The sequence below is a fragment of the Paenibacillus phyllosphaerae genome (genome assembly GCF_014192105.1).
In the GTDB taxonomy this organism is placed as follows: Bacteria; Bacillota; Bacilli; order Paenibacillales; family Paenibacillaceae; genus Paenibacillus_Z; species Paenibacillus_Z phyllosphaerae.
The window spans coordinates 99,085-115,540 of record NZ_JACHXK010000011.1 but is presented as its reverse complement, the minus strand read 5'-3'; the positions used below and the strand labels follow the sequence as shown (position 1 = coordinate 115,540).

The window sequence follows — 16,456 nt, the reverse complement described above, 5'->3', positions numbered from 1 at the left end:
AATAACGAACTTTTCCCTGATCGCCGTTACCTTATCTCATTACCTCTTAAGCGCTATCATTGGAAATGTAACCGCTATCCTTAGCGACAAAGGGGAGAAGAACACAATGAAAAAGAAGACAATGACCGTTGCCCTGACCGTAGCGCTGGCATCTGCAGTCGCGCTTACGGGCTGCGGCAGCAACAATGCAGGCAGCAGCGAGAACGCGGGCAATACGAATACGGGCGGCAACGCGCCGGCCAATAGCAGCACGAACACGGGCGGAGGTTCCGCGGAGAAGGTCACGCTGAAGATGATGCACCTGTGGCCCGCCGGTAGCTCCAAGCAGCAGAACATGATCGTCAATGACATCATTAACGAATACCAGACGGCGAATCCGAATGTCACGATCAAGCAAGAGATTCTCGAGAACGAGCAGTACAAGAACAAGCTGAAGGTGCTCTCGGCTTCGAACGATCTGCCGGACATTGGTATGACATGGGCGGCGGGCTTCCTGACGCCATACGTGAAAGGTTCCCTGTTCGCTCCGCTCGACGACGTGCTCGGCGACGGGCTGAAGGATTCGTTCGTCTCCGGCACGACCGAGGCTTACGCGGTGGACGGCAAGACGTACGCGCTGCCGCTCGAGCTGAACATTACGCCGGTGTACTACAACAAGGCGATCTTCGCCAAATACAATCTTGAAGTGCCGCAGACGTACGCCGACTTCCAGAAGGTCGTCGACACGCTGCAAAGCAATGGCGTAGCGCCGATCGCCCTCGGCAACAAGGACCGCTGGACCGGCTCGCTCTGGTACATGTACCTGGCCGACCGTCTGGGCGGACCGGAGACGTTGAAGAACGCGATCAACCGCACCGGTTCCTTCGAGGATCCTGCGCTTGTGAAAGCGGCCGAAGAAGCGCAGGCGCTGGTCGATAAGAACGCGTTCAACAAAGGCTTCAACGGCCTCTCCAACGACGAAGGCAAGTCCGAATTCATGAACGGCAAAGCGGCGATGTACCTGATGGGTACGTGGGAACTGCCGAACTTCACGACGAACGAGACGATCCCGCAAGAATTCCGCGATAGCGTCGGCTTCTTCAAATTCCCGACGATCGAAGGCGGCAAGGGCGACATCGACAGCTGGGTCGGTGGTCCGGGCGTAGGGTTGTTCGTGGCCGAGAACTCCAAGGTGAAGGAAGAAGCGAAGAAATTCGTGAAGTTCTTCGTGGAGAAGTGGGGCGAGCAATCGGTGACCAAGGCCGGCGTCATCCCGGCTACGAAGGTCGATACGTCGAAGGTCGATCTGCCGCAGATGTACATCGATATCCTCAACGAGCTGGGCAAAGCGAGCAACATTACGCTGTTCGCGGACGTGCAGATGAGCCCGGCCGTGGCGCAGGTTCACCTGAACAGCATCCAGGCGCTGTTCGGCAAGCAGGTAACGCCGGCCGATTACGCCAAGGCCCATGAAGAGGCGCTGGCGCAGGAAGCGGGCAAATAAGCGAGGACGTTCTACAAGCGAGAAGGATCAAGAAGGGCATATCCCCATTGTGCGCGATATGTCCTTTTTTGTACGCAGAAGTAGCGGAATGCTGCATGTCCAACCTCACGGTTGTATACGCAAGCCAATCCGCCTAGGTCAGGTGAATGCTGCATTCCACGCCTTCCCGGCTATGAATGCAGGATCCATCACCCGTAAAGGAGTTGTGAAGCATGGACAAAGTCATGTCGAATAAAAAAATGATCGCGCTCTACGTTCTCCCCGCGCTTGCGCTCGTGCTCGCGCTGATCTACGTGCCGATCGTCCTCACCGGCTACTACGGCCTCATGAAGTGGGACGGCATCGGCGCCATGGAATTCATCGGCCTCGATAATTACAGCAGGCTCGTCCAAGACTCGGCCTTCTGGCAGAGCGCCTACCACGCTTTCTTGCTGGCCGCATTCTCCGCGCTCAGCCTGATCGCGTATCTGGCGATCGCGCTGGTGCTGTCCGGCGAGATCAAGGGTGCGAATCTGCTGCGCAAAATATATCTCATTCCGATGCTCTTATCCTCCGTTGCCATCGCGCAGCTGTGGTTGAAGATTTACCACCCGACGAACGGCGTCATTAATAGCCTGCTCGCCTCGCTCGGCTTCACCGGTACGATCGAGTGGCTGGCGGATACGAAGATCGTGCTTCTCGCTATTTTTATCCCGATCATCTGGCAGTATGCGGGCTTCTATATTCTCATCTACTACGCCGCATTGAAGAACATCCCGACCTCGCTCGTCGAGGCGGCGCGAATCGATGGGGCGAATCCGCTGCAGATTGCTTTTCGGGTCAAAATCCCGCTCATCCTCAGCGTCACCAAAGTCACGATCGTCCTGGCGATCGTCGGCTCGCTGAAGTACTTCGACCTCATCTACGTCATGACCGATGGCGGTCCGAACGGCGCGAGCGAAGTGATGGCCTCTTATATGTACCATCAAGCGTTCCGCAGTTTCGACTTCGGTTACGGCAGCGCGATCGGCTTCTTCCTGCTGCTCATCTGCCTTGTCGTCACCTGGCTGATCCGCAAGCTGACGGACAGCGAAGAAATTCAATACTCGTAATCGGAAAGGAGCATCAAGACTATGGCACAATCACTAGCTGCGCAGCGTCTGCCAGCCCATGCGAGCCATCGGCCGATCGGAAGCAGAATCGGCATGTCGCTCCTATATATACTCTTGGCTATTATCGCGGTCATTCAAGTGTTTCCGCTCATCTGGCTGCTGTTCTTCTCGCTCAAGGACAATCAGGAAGTGTTCAATCTCTCTCCATTCGCGTTGCCGACGGATCCGAAGTGGGAGAATTACGCGAAAGTTTGGACGGAAGGGAACATCAGCCAGTACTTCTTCAACAGCGTCTGGTATACCGTTGCGGCGGTCGTGCTGACGGTGCTGCTGGCGAGCCTCGTGACATTCGCGCTGACGCGGATGAACTGGAAGCTGAAGAAGCCGGTGCTCGGCCTGTTCATGGTCGGCATCATGATTCCGATCCACTCGACCCTTATTCCGCTGTTCCAAATGTTCATGAAAATCAATCTGACCGACCATCCGTTGTCGATCATCCTGACGTATACGGCGTTCAACCTGCCGCTCACGATTATGATTCTGCTCGGCTTCTATCAGACCTTGCCGCGCGAGGTGGAGGAGGCGGCTGTCATGGACGGCTGCTCGGTGAACCGCATCTTCTTCCAGATCATCCTGCCGATGACCTCGTCGGTCATTGCAACCACGGTAATCATTAACATGATTTACAACTGGAACGAATTCGTGTTCGTGAACACGTTCATCAGCTCCGACGGACTGAAGACGCTGACGGTCGGCATTCAGAATTTCATCGGCCAATATACGACAGACTGGGGCGCGATCGGCGCGACGCTCATGATCAGCATCCTGCCGATTCTGATCGTGTTCTTCATACTCAGCAACCGCATCATGGAAGGCATGACGGCCGGCTCGGTCAAAGGTTAATGACGTTAATTCATGCGTGGGAAGGACGGAATTATTGTGGTTAAGAATCAATTCTTCAACGCCCATCATTCGCCGATCGGCGCCTTCGCGAGCTTCACGCTCGGGTTCCCCGGCAGCGGCGGCGGGCTCGATCTGGAACTTGGCCGTTCGCCGAGACAGAGCGTCTATATCGGCGTCGAATCGAAGGAGCAGGCCGGCATGTACGACGCGCTGCCGTTCTTCGCGGCCGCCGACGACGAGAGCAAGAGGTACGATATCGAGAATCCGGACCCGGAGCCGAATAAGCCGAAGATCATTATTCCGTTCGCGAAGGAAGCGGTGGAGCGGGAATTCCGGCTCGGCACGGACACTTGGCGGGCGGGTGACATCACGTTCACGATCTACTCGCAGGCGCAGTCAGTTCCAGATCCAGCCACTGCAACTGACGAAGAGTTGAAGCTGGCGCTCGTACCGTCCGTATTGGCGGAACTCACTATTGATAACCGCGAAGGAAAGGCCGCGCGCCGGGCGTTCTTCGGCTACCAGGGCAGCGACCCGTACAGCTCGATGCGCCGCGTCGATGACACCATGGCCGGCATCGCCGGAATCGGGCAGGGACGGCTGACAGCCATTACATGCGCCGATCCGGACGTTCGCTCCGCGCTTCACTTCAGCGTCGAGAACATCCTGACGACGCCGCTGACGGAGAACTGGACATTCGGGCTTGGCCCTGTCGGCGTGCTCGTCATGGACGTGCCTGCAGGCGAGCGCCGGACGTACCAGTTCGCCGTCAACTTCTACCGAGGCGGCCTCGTGACGGCAGGCATGGACACAGCTTATTACTACACGCGATACTTCCGCAATATCGAAGAGGTGGCGAGTTACTCGCACGCGAACTTCAAGGCTTTGCGGGAACGGGCGGAAGCGTCGAACCTGCTAGCGGAAGCGCCGCATTTATCGGACGACCAGCAGTTCATGCTGGCGCACGCGATCCGCAGCTATTACGGCTCCACGCAGCTGCTCGAGGCAGACGGCGAGCCGTTCTGGGTCGTCAACGAGGGCGAATACCGGATGATGAACACGTTCGACCTGACCGTCGACCAGCTGTTCTTCGAGCTGAAGATGAACCCGTGGACGGTCCGCAACGAGCTGGACATGTTCGTGAAGCGGTTCAGCTACGAGGATCGCGTCCGGTTCCCTGGCGACACAACGGAATATCCGGGCGGCATCAGCTTCACGCACGATATGGGCGTCGCGAATACGATCTCCAGACCAGAATTTTCGTCTTATGAGCTGTACGGACTCGACGGCTGCTTCTCGCATATGACGCATGAGCAGCTGGTGAACTGGGTGCTATGCGCCGCGGTTTATACGGAGCAGACGGGCGACCGAGCGTGGATGAGGTCGCAGTTAGAGGTGTTGGTCCGCTGCTTTACGAGCATGCTGAACCGCGACCATCCGGACCCTGCGCAGCGCAACGGCATCATGGGTCTGGACAGCACGCGAGTAATGGGCGGCGCGGAGATTACGACCTACGACAGCTTGGACGTATCGCTCGGCCAAGCGCGGAACAATATCTATCTGGCGGGCAAAAGCTGGGCGTCCTACGTCGCGCTCGAGAAGCTCTTCGCCGACTTCGGCAAGCCGGAGTTGTCGCGGGAAGCGGGCGAGCAGGCGGCACGTTGCGCACGGACGATCACAAGCCACATGACGCCGGATGGCTACATTCCGGCGGTAATCGGCGAAGGCAACGACTCCCGCATCATTCCGGCGATCGAGGGACTCATCTTCCCGTATTTCACGAACCGTCAGGATGCGCTGGCGAAGGATGGCCCGTATGCGGACTATATCGAGGCGCTCGGCACGCATCTGGACACGGTGCTGCGCGAAGGCGTCTGCCTGTTCGAGGACGGCGGCTGGAAAATCTCCTCGACGAGCAATAACTCGTGGCTGAGCAAAATCTACCTGTGCCAGTTCATCGCCCGTCAGATTCTCGGTCTTGCCTGGGACGATAAAGGCGTGGCCGCGGATGCGGCGCATGTGCGCTGGCTGACCCATCCGACGTTGTCGGTATGGAGCTGGAGCGACCAGATCATTGCCGGCGAGATCGCGGGCAGCAAGTATTATCCGCGCGGCGTCACCGGCATTCTGTGGCTGGAGGAAGCCGGCGTATAGCTTTAAGGCGAGAAAAAGAGGGACTGCTTCGGCGTCATCGTATGATGACAGCCGTGCAGTCCCTCTTTGCGTTAACGGGATATTGTGAGGCGTGTGAGCCTTGTTGCTGAGTTCAGGCTTTACGTAACCGAGCGCTTATTCTTGCGGAAGTTTCTTGCGCAGCAGCTCGAGCTGCTCGGCGACAAGCGCATCCTTCGCCGGGTCGCTAGGCGCAGCTGGCGAAGTTGGTACGGAAGGCGTGCCATATACGCCGTGCGTGCCGTATGGCGCGTGCTTGCCGCTGAGTTCCAGGCGCGCTTCGAGCTCGGCGATTTTCTCTTCCATGCGCTGGAAGCCGCGTGCAGCGGTGCCACCCTCGAAACCGGCCGTGCTATTGAAGCTCGGCATCGCCGTGCGTGCTTTGGCTTCGGCTTGCTGCAGGCGGGCTGTCAGCTCGGTCCGTTTCTTGTGCAGCGCCGCGAGTTCTTCATTGGCGCTCTCCAGCTTGTAAGTCAGTTCGTGCTTGCGCGTAACGGCAGCCTCATGCAGCTCGAGGTAAGCCTTTGCTTTGTCGGCGTAATGCAGCTTGGCGGTCAATGCTTCGCGCGCTTCGGCTTCGCGGCCGGCAGCCAGCGCTTCCAGCGCCTTCGCCTCATATTGCTCGGTATAGCGGGACATCTCGGCGTGCTGTAATTTGTAGCTGCGCGCCGCAGCCTCTTGGCGGGCCAACTCGCTTTTGACCTCGGCGATCTCGTTCTCCATGTCGCGGATATATTGGTTCATCATGATTGCAGGACTCTCCAGCTTCTCCAATACCTCATGCGTTGCTGCTTTAGTCAGTTCTACGATCCGTTGGAATACGCTCATTATGAAACACTCCTTCAAGTTAATTAGGTTAATTGTTTAGGCGGTTAATGGTCGGCGGCTGTTTGGCGATTAGTAATGGTGGTGCATGCGCTCATCATAGAAAGGGTTGAACGTCGGTTCCTTCGGGATGATGACGGCGGCCAGGATGTAGATCAGAAGCACGCTGCCGAAGCTGAACAACGCGGTAACGACCAGCGCCAGGCGGATCAGGGTGGCGTTGAAACCAAGGTATTGGGCAAGGCCGCCGCACACGCCGGATAACTTGCTGTCAGTGCTCGAACGGAATAATTTTTTCATAATCGGAATCGCTCCTCTAATTAGTTTCTTGCTTATCTCATAAGGCAATCTGCGTTGTTTGTTTCGTTTGCGTCGTTGTTCTTATGGCTTAATTCTACCTTCGGATACGGGATACGGTAACAGTCCCGGGGCGGTTTTTGGAGCTAGCCCGGAGGCGGGGATTGAGGTCGGACCTAAGGTAAGGATGGGCACGCGCACGAGTAACTACTATAGAAGAACCTTTGCGAACTTTGGGAGTATCCCGCGACAATTGGGGTTTCTTTTGGCAGGGCGGACATGTAGCGGCGGTGCTTATCGGGCGGGATAGGGGATGGGGGAGTGAATCACCGTGAGACTGCTGCGACAAGAACGCCTACTCATTGACTGCGCGCTATCGGAACGGCCGCCTAATAACGAAGGATGCAACCGCATATAGGCTGACTTGCCAATTTCGCCTCGTTTTCCACTTCCCGCGGCATCGAATTACTCTCCCCCCGATCCCCCCTCCTCCATCTCATTATCCGTTCCGCCGGCCGCTCCGCACACGCCTGAAACCTCACACGAGATTCGAATTTGGACAACCCGGTACCTTGTGAACCTCACATAAGTCCATTTTTCGATGATTTCCCGCCTGCCCATTCAATTGTGAAACCTTCACAAATCCCATATTTGTCCATAATTCGCCCCTTATCCTGTCATTTTCTTGCAACGGCGCGAGGTTAACCGTTTTCAAACTAATAACGAACAATGACACTTCATGTTAGATGTAATGTTCGAGTTCTCCTCGAAAAAGGGGCGGAAAAACATTTTATTTATTAATCATTGCCAAAAATGAGCTTCTGCGTTAAAGTATGAATAAATAATGTTAGAAAATCTAACACACAAAACGAAGTTCGTTCGTGGGTAAACATAGCATCACGAATAATGTAACACAATCATGTTAGATATTAGATTGGAGTGTGGGTTTCCATGAAGAAGAAACTTGTTTTGGTAGGAAACGGAATGGCCGGTGTGAATTGCATCGAACAACTGCTGAAGCTGGCTCCCAACCGGTACGACATTACGATTATCGGCAGCGAGCCGCACCCCAACTATAACCGGATCCTGCTGTCTTCCGTTCTGGCAGGGGACGCAGATATGAAGGATATCGTCATCAACGACTGGTCCTGGTACGAAGAGAACCACATTACGCTGCACACGGGTCAGACGGTGAACGCCGTTGATTCCGAGCGTAAGATCATCTCCACTGACGGCGGTCTCAAGCTTCCGTACGACGAGCTGATCATCGCGACCGGTTCGAATGCCTTCATGCTCCCGGTACCGGGTGCCGACAAACCGGGCGTTATCGCTTTCCGCGATATTAAGGATTGCGAGACGATGATGGAGACGGCGAAGAGCTACCGCAAGGCAGTCGTTATCGGCGGCGGTCTGCTCGGTCTGGAAGCGGCGCGCGGCTTGCTGAACTTGAATATGGAAGTTACGGTCGTCCACAAACACCCTTACATTATGGAACGCCAGCTCGATTACACGGCATCGACGATGCTGCGCACCGAGCTCGAACAACAGGGGATGAAATTCCTGCTGAGCAAGAATACCGAGACGATCTACGGCAAGAAACGGGTAAGCGGCCTTCGCTTCACCGACGGCACGGAGGAAGAGGCGGATCTGGTCGTTATGGCGATCGGCATTCGGCCTAACGTGGCGCTGGCTCGCCAAGCGGGCATCACGATCAACCAAGGCATCGTGGTCAACGACTTCCTGGAGACGAATCTCCCGAACGTCTATGCGGTAGGCGAATGCGTAGAGCACCGCGGCGTCGCTTACGGCCTGGTCGCTCCGCTGTACGAGCAAGGCGCCGTTATTGCCAAACGGCTAGCTGGTCTGGAGACGGACGGTTACCACGGTTCGGTCGTCTCGACGAAGCTCAAGGTATCGGGCGTCGACGTATTCTCGGCCGGCGTGTACGCCGATCGTCCGGGAACGCGTTCGATCCGGGTGCAAGACGATTTCGATGGCGTCTACAAGAAAGTCGTCATTCAGGACGGTAAAGTGATCGGCGCCGTATTGTTCGGCGATATCACGGACAGCTCGCGCTTGTTCAAGATGATCCGTACGGGAGAAGACGTGACTGGTCACGAGAAAGAGGTGCTGCTCGGCGCATCTGGCGGCGGCGCGAAGAAGTCTGGCGCGGACATGGTAGCCGAGATGCCGGACGACGAGATTGTCTGCGGTTGTAACGGCATATCCAAGGGCGCGATCGTGAGCGCCATTAACGAAAAAGGCTGCAGCAGCGTAAATGACATTAAAGCGTGCACCAAAGCAGGCGGATCCTGCGGCGGCTGTAAACCGCTCATCGGCGATGTGTTGACATACGTGCTCGGCGCGGACGGCGTCAAGACGGTCAAGGAAGGCATTTGCGGTTGTACGACGCTCGGCCGCGACGAAGTGGTCGAATCGATCCGCAGCATGCATCTGACGACGTCGAAGGAAGTCATGAACGTCCTCGGCTGGTCGAATACGGAAGGCTGCTCGAAGTGCCGCCCGGCGCTTAACTATTACCTCGGCATGGTATGGCCGGATGATCACGAAGACGAGCGCGAATCCCGTTTCGTCAACGAACGCAACCACGCGAATATTCAGAAGGACGGCACATATTCGGTCGTGCCTCGGATGTACGGCGGCGTAACGACGCCGGCGGATCTGCAGAGAATCGCCAATGTGGCGATCAAATATGATGTGCCTCTGGTGAAAATGACCGGTGGACAGCGGATCGACTTGCTCGGCGTGAAGAAGGAAGATTTGCCGAAGATGTGGGAGGACCTGGATATGCCTTCCGGTTATGCGTACGGCAAGACGCTTCGGACGGTCAAGACTTGCGTTGGCGAGACGTTCTGCCGCTTCGGTACGCAGGATGCGATGGGCATGGGCATCAAGATGGAGAAGAAATTCGAACGTCTGCCTACGCCGGCCAAGTTCAAGATGGCAGTCTCCGGCTGCCCGCGTAACTGCGCGGAAGCGACGATCAAGGACTTCGGCGTTGTCGCGATCGACGGCGGCTGGGAGCTGTACGTTGCGGGTAACGGCGGAACCAAGCTTCGCGGCTGCGATCTGTTGACCAAGGTGAAGACCGAGGACGACGTCATGGAATGGTGCGGCGCTTACATGCAGTATTACCGCGAGACGGGCAAATACAACGAACGGACTAGCGAATGGCTGGAACGCATTGGCTTGGATACGGTGAAAGCCGCGCTCGAGAAGCAGGAAGACCGTTTGGCGCTCGTGGCGCGCATCGAACACTCGCTCAGCCTGACGAAAGAGCCATGGAAGGAAATTATCGAGGAGAAGGCGCTGAACGCGACCTATGTACCTCTTGCTGAAGAAGCGCCCGCGTCGGCACGATAAGCTTGAAGGAAAAGGAGTCTGGTGAGAGATGAAACGAATCCACATTGGCTACGAAACGGATATTGCAGAGAAGCGCGCACGGGTCGTGCGCATCGGCGAACTGGAAATCGCGATATTCAAGCTGACCGGCGGGGAGCTGAAGGCGATCGAGAACCGCTGCCCGCACAAGGGCGGCAAGCTGTCGGAGGGCATCGTGTGCGACCATCATGTGTTCTGTCCGCTGCATGATTGGAAGATCAGTCTTAAGGATGGACTCGTTCAAGCGCCGGACGAAGGCTGCGTAACGTCCTACCGGGTTGAGATTGACGGCGCAAGCGGCGAAGTTTGGCTCCATCTGCCGGAGGAGCAGACGATCGCATCCTAGGGTGCCGATCGTCTCATGAAGGAGGGGGAGTCATCATGAGCCATACGACCAACAGACCGATAAGGGCCTTATTGTTATCTACGCTCGCGATGGCGGCGTCCTTCATCATATGGAATATGCTGTCCCCGCTGGCGGGGCAGATCAAGGAGCTATACCAGTTGACGGGCTTTCAGGCCAGCGCCCTGGTGGCCGCTCCCGTGCTGCTCGGGTCGGTGATGCGCATCCCGATGGGCATCTATACCGACCGCTTCGGCGGCAGGAGGGTGTTCGCGCTTACGATGCTGTTCCTGGTCGTGCCGCTCGTGGCTGCGAGCTTTGCAACCTCTTATATGGGATTGCTGCTGTGCGCGCTTTTCATCGGGATGGGCGGTTCGACTTTCGCTATCTCGCTCACGTATGTGTCCAGATGGTTCCCGCCGCAGAAACAAGGCTTCGTGCTCGGGCTTGCGGGACTCGGCAATCTGGGGGTAGCGGCGGCAAGCTATGGCGTTCCGGTGCTTCACGCGCAAGCGGGACTGCCTGGGACCTTCCGTTTGCTGGCGATCATGATCGGCGTTATGGCGATCGGGTTCTGGTTCCTTGCGAAGGATCTGCCAAGACCGTCTACCGTCAAAACGTTCAAGCAATCCATGTCGGTGCTGCGCGTCAGATCCACATGGCTGCTGTCGATGTATTATTCGCTCACCTTCGGCGGTTTCGTCGCATTCAGCGTTTATCTGCCGACGCTGCTGAAGGAACAGTTCGCGCTTAGCGCAACGGAAGCGGGACTCCGAACGGCGGTGTTCGTGCTGCTGGCGACGCTCATCCGTCCGCTCGGCGGCTTATGGGCAGACCGGATCGGCTCGCGGCGCGTCCTCGCGGTCGTGTTCGTCGGAATCGCCATCTCGGCGCTTCTGATGGCGTTCTCGCTGGAGCAGATCCCGCTGCTCACGGCAGGCTGCCTGATGGGAGCGGCGTTCCTCGGAATCGGGAACGGCGCGGTGTTCAAGATGGTGCCGGAGGTGTCCCCGCAAGATACGGGGGCGGTGACCGGTATCGTAGGTGCGGCAGGCGGCCTTGGCGGCTTCTTCCCGCCCCTGTTGCTCGGCTTCATTCATGACGCGAGCGGCTCGTATGTATTGGGCTTCATCCTGCTGACGGCATTCGCAGTCGTATGCTTCGGCTTCAATCAATGGACCAAACGCCCTGGCATAGAGAAACGGGCGGCTCACGCGGTATAGCGCACGGCCCTGCGATAAGTTCGGCTCGCGGCGTAAAGCGCGGAAGAGAAAGTTCTGGTGTGGACGTGGAGGGGAATCGCTTATGGGAAAAACGAAGCTCGTTGTCATTGGTAACGGCATGGCTGGTGTACGGTGCGTCGAGGAGATTCTTAAGTTGGCGCAAGACGAATTCGCGGTGACGATCTTCGGCGGCGAGCCGCACCCGAACTATAACCGGATTATGCTGTCGAAGGTGCTGCAAGGGGATACGCAGCTGTCGGACATTACGATCAATGACTGGCAATGGTACAAAGATAACGGCATCGCGCTCTATGCGGGCGATCCTGTCGTGCAGGTCGATATCGAGCGCAAACGGGTCATCAGCGCAAGCGGCGTCGTCGCTCCCTACGATAAGCTGATTTTCGCGACGGGCTCCCTGCCGTTCATGCTGCCGCTGCCGGGCGCCGATCTCCCGGGCGTCACGGCCTTCCGCGATATTAAAGATTGCAATACGATGCTGGAGGCGTCTAAGACATACCGTAAAGCGGCGGTCATCGGCGGCGGCCTGCTCGGCCTCGAGGCGGCAAGAGGATTGCTCAATCTCGGCATGCAGGTGGACGTCATCCACATCAACGAGTTTCTGATGGAACGCCAGCTAGACCGGGAAGCGGCGATCATGCTGCGCCGTGAACTCGAGCAGCAAGGGATGAACTTCCTGCTGACCAAGAACACGGAGAAGATTCTCGGCAAGAAGCGAGCCGAAGGGATTCTGTTCAAGGACGGGACCAAAATCAACGTCGATCTGGTCGTGATCGCCGTCGGCGTGCGGCCGAACGTGAAGCTTGCGGCCGCCAGCGGCATTGAGATCGACCGCGCGATTCTGGTCGACGACTATATGCGGACGAATGTGCCCGACGTGTATGCGGTAGGCGAGTGCGCGGAGCACAGAGGCATGGTGTACGGCATGGTTTCCCCGCTGTATGAGCAGGGAAAGGTGCTGGCCAAGCAGATTTGCGGCCAAGAGACGGAAGGGTACGAAGGTTCGATTCTGGCCTCGCACCTCAAAGTCTCCGGCGTGGATGTATTCTCCGCAGGCGAGATCCGCGACAGCGAGACGGATACGTCTTATAAGGTGTCCAACGGTATCAAAGGGACCTATAAACGCGTCTTCGTCAAGCGCAACAAGGTTGTCGGCGCGGTGCTGTTCGGCGATAGCGCGGAAGGCGGCAAGCTGCTCGGCTATATTAAGCAGCAATCCGATGCTTCCGTGCTGGAGCAGGATACGGCGCAACCGGCCGGCGGCGATGCGGAGGAAGCGGCGATCTGCGCGATGGGCGACAAAGATACCATCTGTTCCTGCAACGGGGTGAGCAAAGGCGCAATTGTCTCGGCAATCCGCGAGAACGGTCTGGAGACTTTCGAGCAGGTACGAAGCTGCACCAAGGCATCCAGCTCTTGCGGCGGCTGCAAACCGCTCGTATCCGCGCTGCTGGCCTACACGCTCGCGAACGAAGAAGAGCCGGAACCGCCGAAAGTCACGGTGTGCGGCTGTACGACGCTGAGCCACGCTGAGCTCCGCGCGGCTATTGTTGCAGGCCGGTACGGCGATGTTCAGGCGGTCCGTTCCGCGCATGATTGGAAGAGCGGCGAAGGTTGCTCCGTCTGTCAGTCGGCCATTGCTTATTACCTCGGCGTTGCGGCTGCGTTGAACCAAGCCAAGACGAAACAAGAGGGCGCATGGACGGCCGCGGTACGCGAGACGGCGGCCGCCGAGGCCGAAGGGACGCAGGCAGCTGGCGCAGGCCTTGCCTTCTCGCAGCTTGCGGACGGCACGTATTCGATCATGCCGCGCATGTATGGCGGCGTGACAAGCGGCGACCAGCTGCGGCGCATTGCCGAAGTCGTCGACAGGTTCGCGATCCCGCAGGTGAAGCTGACGAGCGGCGGCGGACTGGATCTCCGCGGGATTGCCGCGGAGCAGCTGGCCGAAGTCGGCGCGGCGCTGGCGATGCCGGTCGCTGCCGCAAGTTACGGCAAGCCGATCGGCGCGGTTATCACCTGCGGCGGATCGCAGTACGAATCCGGTGCGTGGCGCGATTCGGTCGCGCTTGGCGCTCGGCTGGAACGACTGCTCGAGGGAGCCGCGCTGCCGGCGGAATTCACCGCGGCGGTATCCGGCAGCACGCTGCATCGCGCGGGTACGCTGACCGCCGACCTCGGTCTGGTCGGCACGCCGGCGGGCTGGGAGATCTATGCGGGGGGCAGCCGGACCAAGGAGCTGCGCGCGCCGCAGCTGATCGGAGTCTGCCCAAGCGACGAGGAAGCGATTGCGGTCGCGGCCGCATTCGTGGCGTGGTACCGGGAAGAAGCGGAGTATGGCGAGCTGAGCTGGCAGTGGATGGAGCGGGTCGGATTGATTCCGCTTCGCGAGGGGCTTTTTGACGGCGATGTAAGGGAACGCTTCATGGCGAATCTGCCTTCGGACGGGAATGTGCTGCCTTCGTCCCCGGCCGTCGGATATGTACACATGCAAGACAGTGTCGTAAGCAGTCTGTGATCGGGAGGAAGTAGCGATGGAGACCATGCAGCAGGATCATACGAATACAGGTGCGCCGGTATTGAAGGTGATGGATACGCAATGCCCGTTCTGCAGCGTACAGTGCAAAGCGCAGGTCATTGAGGAGTGGGCGCCTGGGGCAACAAAGCCGACCTATCGGGTCGAACCGAAGATGAATGCCGCTTCGGAAGGCCGGCTCTGCATTAAAGGGATGAATGCCTACCAGCATGCGCTGCATCGCGAGCGGCTGACCGAGCCGCTGCTGCGGCAAGGCGGCCAATTCGTCCCGATCTCGTGGGATGCGGCGCTCACGCTGATCGGCGAGCGGTTCACCGCGCTGCAGGATCAGTACGGCCGCGATACGGTCGGGGTCTACGGCGGCGGGTCGCTGACGAACGAATCGGCTTATTTGCTCGGCAAGTTCGCACGCGTTGCGCTGCGGAGCAAATATATCGATTACAACGGACGCTTCTGCATGTCGGCGGCGGCATCGGCCGGCAATAAGGCGTTCGGCATCGACCGCGGCTTAACGAACCCTCTCTCCGATATTCCGCTAGCCAAGTGCATTATTCTGGCAGGCACGAACATCGCGGAGTGCCAGCCGACGCTGATGCCGTATTTTACCCGGGCCAAAGAGAACGGCGCGTTCATCATCGCGATCGATCCGCGCGAGACGGGGACGACGCGCATGTCGGATCTGCATCTGAAGGTGAAGCCGGGGATGGACGCGGCGCTCGCGAACGGGCTGCAGAAGGTGCTGCTCGAGGAAGGGTTGATCGATGCGTCGTTCCTGGGCGCGCGGACGAAAGGCTTCGCGGAGCTGAAGGCGCATCTCGAAGCGCTCGATCTGGAGGAAATCGCGCAACTGACCGGAGTATCGGAAGCGAATATTCGGAAAGCTGCGGTCACCTACGGGAAGTCGAGCACGGCGATGGTGTTCACGGCTCGCGGCGTCGAGCAGCAGACGGACGGCTATATGGCGGTCCGCGCTTTCCTCAATCTCGTGCTGATGTCGGGTAAAATCGGCAAACCAGGCTCCGGTTATGGCGCCGTGACCGGCCAAGGCAATGGGCAAGGCGGCCGCGAGCATGGGCAGAAAGCCGATCAGCTGCCGGGTTATCGACTGATCGAGAATCCGGGCGACCGTGCCTATATCGCGGATGTGTGGGATATCGAACCGGAGGAGCTGCCGGGCAAAGGCGTGTCGGCCTATGAAATGATGGAGAAGGTCCACGCGCAAGAGATTCGTTCGCTGCTCGTTATGGGCTCGAATCCGATCGTCTCGAACCCGAACGCCAATTTCGTCGAGGAAGGCCTGCGCAAGCTCGATTTTCTCGTCGTGGCCGATATGTTCTTCTCCGAAACCGCGCAGCTGGCGGATCTCATTCTCCCTGTCACTTCCTATATGGAGAACGCGGGTACGCTGACGAATCTGGAAGGGCGCGTGCTGCTGCGCGAAGCGAGCCGTCCTCCGGTCGGCCAATCGCGGGACGACTGGAGGGTACTGAGCGATATTGCGGACCAGCTGGGTCGCGGTCAATATTTCGAATACGGCAGTGCCGAGGATATTTTCGAAGAGCTGCGCGTCGCGAGCCGCGGCGGAATCGCCGATTACTACGGCATCACGTACGACCGTCTGCGCCGGGAAGAGGGCGTGTACTGGCCGTGTCCATCGACGGGCACGGTGAGCACGGGCCGGCTGTTCGAGCAGCAGTTCGCGCACGAAGGCGGCAGGGCGGAGCTCATTCCGGTCGACAACCATATGCCGGCCGAGCTGACGGACGACGCATATCCGCTCTATTTGACGACGGGACGCGTGCTCTCGCAATACCTGACCGGCGTACAGACGCGCCGAAGCCGCTCGCTCGCGGCCCGCGATGTTGAATCGTTCGTGGAGCTGCATCCGAAGACGGCGCGGGCTTACCGGATTACGGACGGGGAACTGGTGCGCGTCACCTCGCGCCGGGGCACCATCGTCGTGCGCAGCCGGGTGACGACCGATATCCGGCAGGACACGGTCTTCGTGCCGATGCACTGGGGCGATTCGCAGTGCGTCAACAAAATCACGAACCAGGCGCTCGATCCGACGTGCCGAATGCCGGGGTTCAAGGTGTGCGCGGTCACGATTGAACCGCTCGTTAGCGGGGCTTAGAGGTTAGCATTTGGATAGGATAGGATAAA

Annotated in this window: 11 protein-coding genes; 9 read left to right on the top strand and 2 right to left on the bottom strand. The window is 58.4% G+C overall.

Annotated features, from left to right (window positions below; genetic code table 11):
• Nucleotides 1-106 precede the first annotated feature (106 nt).
• The 4 genes from FHS18_RS21315 (at nucleotide 107) to FHS18_RS21300 (ending at nucleotide 5,631) form a co-directional block, all read left to right on the top strand.
• The gene (locus tag FHS18_RS21315; protein WP_183602381.1) at nucleotides 107-1,483 is read left to right on the top strand and encodes an extracellular solute-binding protein; all 1,377 of its coding nucleotides are present in this window, start codon (nucleotides 107-109) and stop codon (nucleotides 1,481-1,483) included.
• 212 nt (nucleotides 1,484-1,695) lie between these two features.
• Complete coding sequence (locus FHS18_RS21310) at nucleotides 1,696-2,574, top strand: carbohydrate ABC transporter permease (protein WP_183602379.1); 879 nt, start codon at nucleotides 1,696-1,698, stop codon at nucleotides 2,572-2,574.
• A gap of 93 nt (nucleotides 2,575-2,667) precedes the next feature.
• The gene (locus FHS18_RS21305; protein ID WP_409348563.1) at nucleotides 2,668-3,477 is read left to right on the top strand and encodes a carbohydrate ABC transporter permease; all 810 of its coding nucleotides are present in this window, start codon (nucleotides 2,668-2,670) and stop codon (nucleotides 3,475-3,477) included.
• A 12-nt stretch (nucleotides 3,478-3,489) separates the two neighbouring features.
• On the top strand, nucleotides 3,490-5,631 hold the full coding sequence (locus FHS18_RS21300; RefSeq protein ID WP_221401413.1) for a glycoside hydrolase family 52 protein: 2,142 nt from the start codon (nucleotides 3,490-3,492) through the stop codon (nucleotides 5,629-5,631).
• A 135-nt stretch (nucleotides 5,632-5,766) separates the two neighbouring features.
• Here FHS18_RS21300 and FHS18_RS21295 read toward each other — a convergent pair whose 3' ends face one another.
• Both FHS18_RS21295 and FHS18_RS21290 read right to left on the bottom strand, forming a co-directional pair.
• Nucleotides 5,767-6,477 carry a PspA/IM30 family protein gene (locus tag FHS18_RS21295; RefSeq protein WP_183602373.1) on the bottom strand — a complete coding sequence of 237 codons (711 nt, stop codon included), beginning with the start codon at nucleotides 6,475-6,477 and terminating at the stop codon, nucleotides 5,767-5,769.
• A gap of 69 nt (nucleotides 6,478-6,546) precedes the next feature.
• Nucleotides 6,547-6,774 carry a PspC domain-containing protein gene (locus FHS18_RS21290; RefSeq protein ID WP_183602372.1) on the bottom strand — a complete coding sequence of 76 codons (228 nt, stop codon included), beginning with the start codon at nucleotides 6,772-6,774 and terminating at the stop codon, nucleotides 6,547-6,549.
• A gap of 948 nt (nucleotides 6,775-7,722) precedes the next feature.
• Here FHS18_RS21290 and nirB (FHS18_RS21285) point away from each other — a divergent pair.
• The 5 genes from nirB (FHS18_RS21285) (at nucleotide 7,723) to nasC (ending at nucleotide 16,427) form a co-directional block, all read left to right on the top strand.
• Entirely contained in the window at nucleotides 7,723-10,155 is a 2,433-nt protein-coding gene (gene nirB, locus FHS18_RS21285; protein WP_183602370.1) for a nitrite reductase large subunit NirB, read from the top strand.
• Nucleotides 10,156-10,183: 28 nt separating this feature from the next.
• Complete coding sequence (gene nirD / locus FHS18_RS21280) at nucleotides 10,184-10,519, top strand: nitrite reductase small subunit NirD (RefSeq protein ID WP_183602368.1); 336 nt, start codon at nucleotides 10,184-10,186, stop codon at nucleotides 10,517-10,519.
• Nucleotides 10,520-10,554: 35 nt separating this feature from the next.
• Nucleotides 10,555-11,739 carry an MFS transporter gene (locus FHS18_RS21275; RefSeq protein WP_183602366.1) on the top strand — a complete coding sequence of 395 codons (1,185 nt, stop codon included), beginning with the start codon at nucleotides 10,555-10,557 and terminating at the stop codon, nucleotides 11,737-11,739.
• Nucleotides 11,740-11,821: 82 nt separating this feature from the next.
• Nucleotides 11,822-14,275 (top strand): nitrite reductase large subunit NirB, encoded by a 2,454-nt coding sequence (nirB, locus tag FHS18_RS21270; RefSeq protein WP_183602364.1) that lies wholly within the window; start codon nucleotides 11,822-11,824, stop codon nucleotides 14,273-14,275.
• A 16-nt stretch (nucleotides 14,276-14,291) separates the two neighbouring features.
• A complete protein-coding gene (gene nasC / locus FHS18_RS21265; protein WP_246427815.1) occupies nucleotides 14,292-16,427 on the top strand; it encodes an assimilatory nitrate reductase catalytic subunit NasC in 2,136 nt (711 codons plus the stop codon).
• Nucleotides 16,428-16,456: the final 29 nt, after the last annotated feature.

Coding starts and splice junctions, on each gene's coding strand:
- FHS18_RS21315 (WP_183602381.1), top strand. CDS start 107: ATGAAAAAGAAGACAATGACCGTTGCCCTGACCGTAGCGCTGGCATCT.
- FHS18_RS21310 (WP_183602379.1), top strand. CDS start 1,696: ATGGACAAAGTCATGTCGAATAAAAAAATGATCGCGCTCTACGTTCTC.
- FHS18_RS21305 (WP_409348563.1), top strand. CDS start 2,668: ATGTCGCTCCTATATATACTCTTGGCTATTATCGCGGTCATTCAAGTG.
- FHS18_RS21300 (WP_221401413.1), top strand. CDS start 3,490: ATGCGTGGGAAGGACGGAATTATTGTGGTTAAGAATCAATTCTTCAAC.
- FHS18_RS21295 (WP_183602373.1), bottom strand. CDS start 6,477: ATGAGCGTATTCCAACGGATCGTAGAACTGACTAAAGCAGCAACGCAT.
- FHS18_RS21290 (WP_183602372.1), bottom strand. CDS start 6,774: ATGAAAAAATTATTCCGTTCGAGCACTGACAGCAAGTTATCCGGCGTG.
- nirB (WP_183602370.1), top strand. CDS start 7,723: ATGAAGAAGAAACTTGTTTTGGTAGGAAACGGAATGGCCGGTGTGAAT.
- nirD (WP_183602368.1), top strand. CDS start 10,184: ATGAAACGAATCCACATTGGCTACGAAACGGATATTGCAGAGAAGCGC.
- FHS18_RS21275 (WP_183602366.1), top strand. CDS start 10,555: ATGAGCCATACGACCAACAGACCGATAAGGGCCTTATTGTTATCTACG.
- nirB (WP_183602364.1), top strand. CDS start 11,822: ATGGGAAAAACGAAGCTCGTTGTCATTGGTAACGGCATGGCTGGTGTA.
- nasC (WP_246427815.1), top strand. CDS start 14,292: ATGGAGACCATGCAGCAGGATCATACGAATACAGGTGCGCCGGTATTG.